The organism is Synechococcus sp. BA-120 BA3 (assembly GCF_034931285.1).
Lineage (GTDB): Bacteria > Cyanobacteriota > Cyanobacteriia > PCC-6307 > Cyanobiaceae > Cyanobium.
On sequence record NZ_JAYGHZ010000355.1, the window covers coordinates 1 to 5467 of the forward strand.

4 protein-coding genes are annotated in these 5467 nt (G+C 73.4%); all 4 read left to right on the plus strand.

From position 1 onward, the window contains the following. The coding region (locus VB737_RS14620; protein WP_500314035.1) for a glycosyltransferase at positions 1–1789 on the plus strand (1789 nt) is incomplete at its 5' end. A gap of 4 nt (positions 1790–1793) precedes the next feature. After that, on the plus strand, positions 1794–2729 hold the full coding sequence (locus VB737_RS14625; RefSeq protein WP_500314037.1) for a glycosyltransferase family 2 protein: 936 nt from the start codon (positions 1794–1796) through the stop codon (positions 2727–2729). Then, positions 2726–4789: a glycosyltransferase gene (locus VB737_RS14630; RefSeq protein ID WP_500314039.1), complete on the plus strand. Its 2064-nt coding sequence runs from the start codon at positions 2726–2728 to the stop codon at positions 4787–4789. The genes VB737_RS14625 and VB737_RS14630 overlap by 4 nt, the downstream gene beginning before the upstream one ends. Position 4790: 1 nt before the next feature. Continuing rightward, on the plus strand, positions 4791–5467 hold a 677-nt coding region (locus tag VB737_RS14635; RefSeq protein ID WP_500314041.1), incomplete at its 3' end, for a hypothetical protein.

Sequence of the window (5467 nt, forward strand, 5' to 3'; positions counted from 1 at the left end):
GCGCTGCCTGGCGACGGCGCCGATCCGGCGCCGCGCCAGCCCCGGCTGGGCCGATGGGCCGCCGGAGCTGAGCGTGCTGATCGGCCACCGGGGCAGCGAGCGGCTCCCCCTGCTGCTGGCCACCCTGGAATCCCTTGCCGCCCAGGAGGACGTGCGGCTCGAATGCCTGGTGATCGAACAGGACAGCGAACCCCGCATCGCCGACCGGCTTCCCCCCTGGGTGCGCCACGTCCATGGGCCCCTGCCGGACCCGGCCGCCCCCTACAACCGCTCCCACACCTTCAACCTCGGCGCCCGCGAGGCCCGCGCGCCGGTGCTGCTCCTGCACGACAACGACATGCTCGTGCCCACCGGCTATGCCCGCCGCCTGCTGGAGCGGATCGCCCGCGGCTACGCGGTGGTGAACCCCAAGCGGTTCGTCTTCTACCTCGACGAGGTCCACAGCGCGATGGTGCTGGCGGGCTCCGACGCCTACGACGCGCGGCCCGCCGAAGCGATCGTGCAGAACCTGGAGGCCGGCGGCTCGATGGCCATCACCGCCGAGGCCTATGCCGCCATCGGCGGCATGGATGAGGGCTTCGTCGGCTGGGGGGGTGAGGACAACGAGTTCTGGGACCGCTGCCTCACCCGGCCCACCTGGATCTGGGGCTACGAACCGATCGTGCACCTCTGGCACCGCGGCCAGCCCCTCAAGCACCGCAAGGACAACCCCAACCTGGAGCGGGCCCGGGCCGTGATGCGGCGCCCCGCCCTCGAGCGCATCGCCGCCCTGCGGCCCGCCCCGGAGCCCGGCCTGGTCAGCACGATCATCCCGGTGCACAACCGCGCCGCCCTGCTGCGCGAAGCGGTGGCCAGCGTGCTCGAGCAGGACCACCGGCCGATCGAGATCGTCATCGTCGACGACGGCTCCAGCGACGACACCGGCGCGGTGGCCGACGGCCTGGCCGCCGCCCATCCGGACCTCATCCGGGTGATCCACCAGCCCAACGCCGGTCCCGGCGCCGCCCGCCAGCGGGGCCTGGACCACAGCCGCGGCGAATTCATCCAGTACCTCGACAGCGACGACCTGCTGCTGCCCGGCAAGTTCAGCGCCCAGGTGGGAGCCCTGGAGCGCTCCCCCGAGGCCGGGATCGCCTACGGCCCCAGCCTGGAGGAGGACCATTCCCGGCGGCCCGTCGAACGGCGCGGGCCGATGCGGGCCACCGGCCAGACCCTGGAGCAGCTGTTCCCCCGGCTGCTGCTGGAGCGCTGGTGGACCACCAGCTGTCCCCTCTACCGGCGTGACCTGCTCGACCGCATCGGCCCCTGGCAGCCCTGGATCAACGAGGAGGACTGGGAGTACGACGGCCGGGCCGGGGCGACCGGGACTCCCCTGGTGTGGGTGCCTGGCGCGGTGTCGGTGCGGCGGATCCACATGGGCGACGACCACCTCAGCGACCGGGGCCACCTGGACCCCCGCAAGCTGGCGGACCGGGCCCGGGCCCAGGAGTCGCTGCTGGGCAGTGCCCTGGCCGCCGGCGTCGATACCGACGGCCCCGAGATGGCCCGCTTCTGCCGCTCCGTCTTCCTGCTCAGCCGCCAGTGCGGCGCCGCCGGCGCCGAGCAGGCCTCCCGCCGCCTGTTCCAGCTGGCCCGTCGCCACGGGACCCGGCAGCCGCCCCGGCAGCTGGAGTTCCTGCTCTACGGCCTGATGGCGACGGTTCTGGGCTGGGGCCGGGCGGCCCGCCTCAGCATGGGGGTCCGGACACGGCGGCGGCCAGGATCCCGCCCAGGGGGGAACATGACCTGAGGTGATGCAGGAGCCTGTGGAGCACGAATCCGGCACGGCCCCGCTGGTGTCGGTGGTGATGGGGGTTCGCAACGGTGCCGCCAGCCTCGCCGCGACCCTCGATTCCCTGACCGGCCAGGAGGGGGTGGACCTGGAGATCGTGGTGATCAACGACGGTTCCACCGATGACACCGGCGCCCTGCTGGCGGCGCGGGCCGCCGCCGATCCTCGGCTGCGCGTGCTGGAGCGACCGGGCCGGGGCCTGACCCGCTCGCTGATCGAGGGCTGCCAGGTGGCCCGTGGCTCCTTCATCGCCCGCCAGGACGCCGGCGACCTCTCCCTGCCGGGGCGGCTGCTGAGGCAGGTGCGCTGCCTCCAGGAGCACCCGGAAGCCAGCCTCTGCTCCACCCACGTGCGGTTGGTGGTGCCGGAAGGGGCGACCGTGCGGGTGAATGCGCCGGAGCCCGCGGACCTGGCCGATGGCCTCACCGGTCCGGCCATCCACGGCTCGGTGATGATGCGGGGCAGCGCCTATGAGCGTGCCGGAGGCTATCGGCCGATGTTCTATTTCGCCCAGGACATCGATCTCTGGAGCCGCATGGTGGAGCTCGGCGGTCACCTGGTGGTGCCGGAAGTGCTCTACGAGGCCACCCTCTCCCCCGGATCGATCAGCGGCTCCCGGCGCCGGGAGCAGGAGGCCTTCCATGCCCTGATCGTGGCGGCCACCCGGGCCCGCCGCGCCAGGCAGCCGGAGGCACCCGTCCTGGCGGAGGCCGAGGCCCTGAGCGAGCGCTGCCGCGGCCTGCGGGCCCAACCCCGCCGACAGGCCGATGGGGCCTACTTCATCGGTGCCTGCCTCAGCCGCGAGCGTCCGGACCTGGCCCGTCAGTACCTGCGCCAGGCCCTGGCCCTCAACCCCTGGCATCTCAAGGCCCGGCTCAAGCTGGCCGCCTTGCCATGACCCTCAGCGTCGCCATTCCCACCTTCGGCCGCGATCAGGTGCTGATCGACAGCGTCGCCGCCCTGCTGGCGCTGGATCCGCCCCCGTTCGAGCTGCTGGTGGTCGACCAGACGCCCCGCCACGACCCGCAGAGCGAGGCGCGGCTGGGCGCCTGGCAGGCGGAGGGACGGATCCGCTGGCTGCGGCTGCCGACCCCCTCGATCACCGGCGCCATGAACGTGGCCCTGCAGGAGGCCCGCGGCGATCGGGTGCTGTTCCTCGACGACGACATCCTGCCGGATGCGGAACTGCTCAACGCCCACGAACGGGCCGGCGCGGCTGACCCCGACGCCATGCTGGCCGGCCGGGTGCTGCAGCCCTGGCACCGGGGCGAGAGCGACCCGGAAGAGGGGCCGTTCCTGTTCAACAGCCTGCGCCCCCGCTCCGTGGAGGAATTCATGGGGGGCAACGTGGCCATCCCCCGGCGGCTGGCCCTGGAGCTGGGGGGGTTCGACCAGAACTTCGTGCGGGTGGCCTATCGCTTCGAGGCGGAATTCGCCTTTCGCTGGCGCCAGGCCGGCCATCCGATCCAGTACGTGCCCGGTGCCCTGATCCACCACCTCCGGGCCGAGCGCGGCGGCACCCGCAGCTACGGCAAGCACCTCACCACCGTCAAACCCGACCATGCCGTGGGGCGCTACTACTTCCAGCTGCGCACCCAGCCGCTGCCGGCGGCCCTGGCGGGGTGCCTGGGCGGCTGGCTGGGGTCGGTGCGCAGCCGCCACCACCTGCGCCATCCCTGGTGGATCCCTCCCACCCTCATCGCCGAAGGGCGCGGCCTGCTCTGGGCCCTGCGCCTGCAGCGCAAGGGTCCGGCCCTGCTGCCCAGCCGCCGGCGGCGGCTGCTGATCGCCGGCAGCCACCCGGTGCAGTACCAGACCCCCCTGTTCCAGGCCCTGGCCGCCGCCCCCGACGTGGCCACGGACGTGCTCTACCTCACCCTCCCCGACGCCCGCACCCAGGGCCTGGGGTTCGGGGTCTCCTTCGAGTGGGACGTGCCGCTGCTGGAGGGCTACCCCTGGCACCGGGCCGCCAGTGGCCGCGGCCGCGGCATCACCGCCGGCTACCGGGGGGTGTGGCTGGGCCGGCCCCTGGGGGAGCTGGGATTCGGCCCGGCCCGGCAGCGGCCCGATGCCCTGCTGCTCACCGGCTGGCACTTCCTGGGCATGGTGCAGCTGTTCATCGCCGCCCGGCTGCAGGGCCTGCCGGTGCTGCTGCGGATGGATTCCAACGCCTTCCGCCCCAGATCCTGGGCTTTGAACCTCACCTATTGGATCCTGTTCCGGGGGGTGTCGGTGGGGCTTCCTGTGGGCACGGCCAATGCCCGCTGGTACCGCCAGTTCGGAGTCCCCCAGAGCCGGCTGGTGCCCTCGCCCCACTTCGTCGACAACACCTATTTCGCTGAGCGGGCAGCGGCCCTGCGCCCCCGCCGGGACGCGCTGCGCCAGGACTGGGCCATCCCCCGGCAGGCCTTCTGCTTTCTGTTCGCCGGCAAGCTCCAGCCCAAGAAGCGTCCCCTCGACCTCCTCCAGGCGCTGCAGCAGCTGGCGATGGACCCCCTGGCGCCGACGGTGCATCTGCTGATCGTGGGCAGCGGGCCCCTGGAGGAGGCCTGCAGGGCGCAGGCCAGCCAGCAGGCCCTGCCGGTGACGTTCGCCGGCTTCCTGAACCAGTCGGGCATGCCCTCGGCCTACGCGGTGGCCGACGCCCTGGTGCTGCCCTCCGACCACGGCGAGACCTGGGGGCTGGTGGTGAATGAAGCCATGGCCTGCGGGCTGCCGGCGATCGTGAGCGACCAGGTGGGCTGTGGCGAGGACCTGGTGCTCGAAGGCCAAACCGGCCTGGTGACCCCCGTCGGCCAGCCGGCGGCCCTGGCCGCGGCCATGGGACGGATGGCCGCCGATCCGGCCGCCGCCGCCCGGATGGGGGAGACCGCCCGGGAGCTCGTCAACAGCCGCTTCAGCGTGCGGAACGCCGCGGAGGGCATCCTGGCGGGGCTGGCCCTGCTGGAGCGCCGCTGAGATGCCCAGGGCCCTGATCCTCTCCCTCCAGCCGCCGGGGGGCGGCGGCGTCCAGGCCCGCCGCTACGCCAAGCTCCTGCCCCATCTGCCGGCGGCCGGCTGGGAGTTCCATGTCGTCGGCCCCGACCCCCGGCTCGATGCGGTCACGCCGGAACCCTTTCCCGAGCAGGGGCGCTTCTGTCACTACAGCCGGCGGGTGTCCCGCTCCCAGCGCTGTGCCATCCGCAGGAACCGGCACCGGCGGGGCACCCCGCTGCACCTGTGGTTCGGCCTGCGCCAGCTGATCCACCGGCTTCTGGAGCGGCTGGGGGGCCACGACCCCCAGGCCCAGGCCCTTGAGGGCCTCAGGGCCACCGCCCTGGAGACGGCGGCGCGCCTCCGCTTCGATGCGGTGGCAGGCATCTGCCCGGATTTCCGTGTGCTTGAGGTGGCCCTGGATGTGGCCGGCCGGCTCGGCAGACCTTTCATCGCCATCTATGACGATCCCTTCGGCCACCGGGAGAAGGGCCGCTTCCACCCGGCCCACCCCGAGCGCCAGCGAGCCGTGCTGGCCGCCGCCGCCGGGGCCGTGTTCGCCTCACCCCTCACCCTGGAGCGCTACCGGGAGCAGGGGCTGCTGGGGGCCACGCCGGCCCGGTTCCTGCCGGACTGCTTCGAGCCCGGCGGGTCCACCGGCGG

What these genes read in the sequence shown, in the direction of transcription:
- VB737_RS14630 (WP_500314039.1), top strand. Translation starts at nt 2,726, where the DNA reads ATGACCCTCAGCGTCGCCATTCCCACCTTCGGCCGCGATCAGGTGCTG.
- VB737_RS14625 (WP_500314037.1), top strand. Translation starts at nt 1,794, where the DNA reads ATGCAGGAGCCTGTGGAGCACGAATCCGGCACGGCCCCGCTGGTGTCG.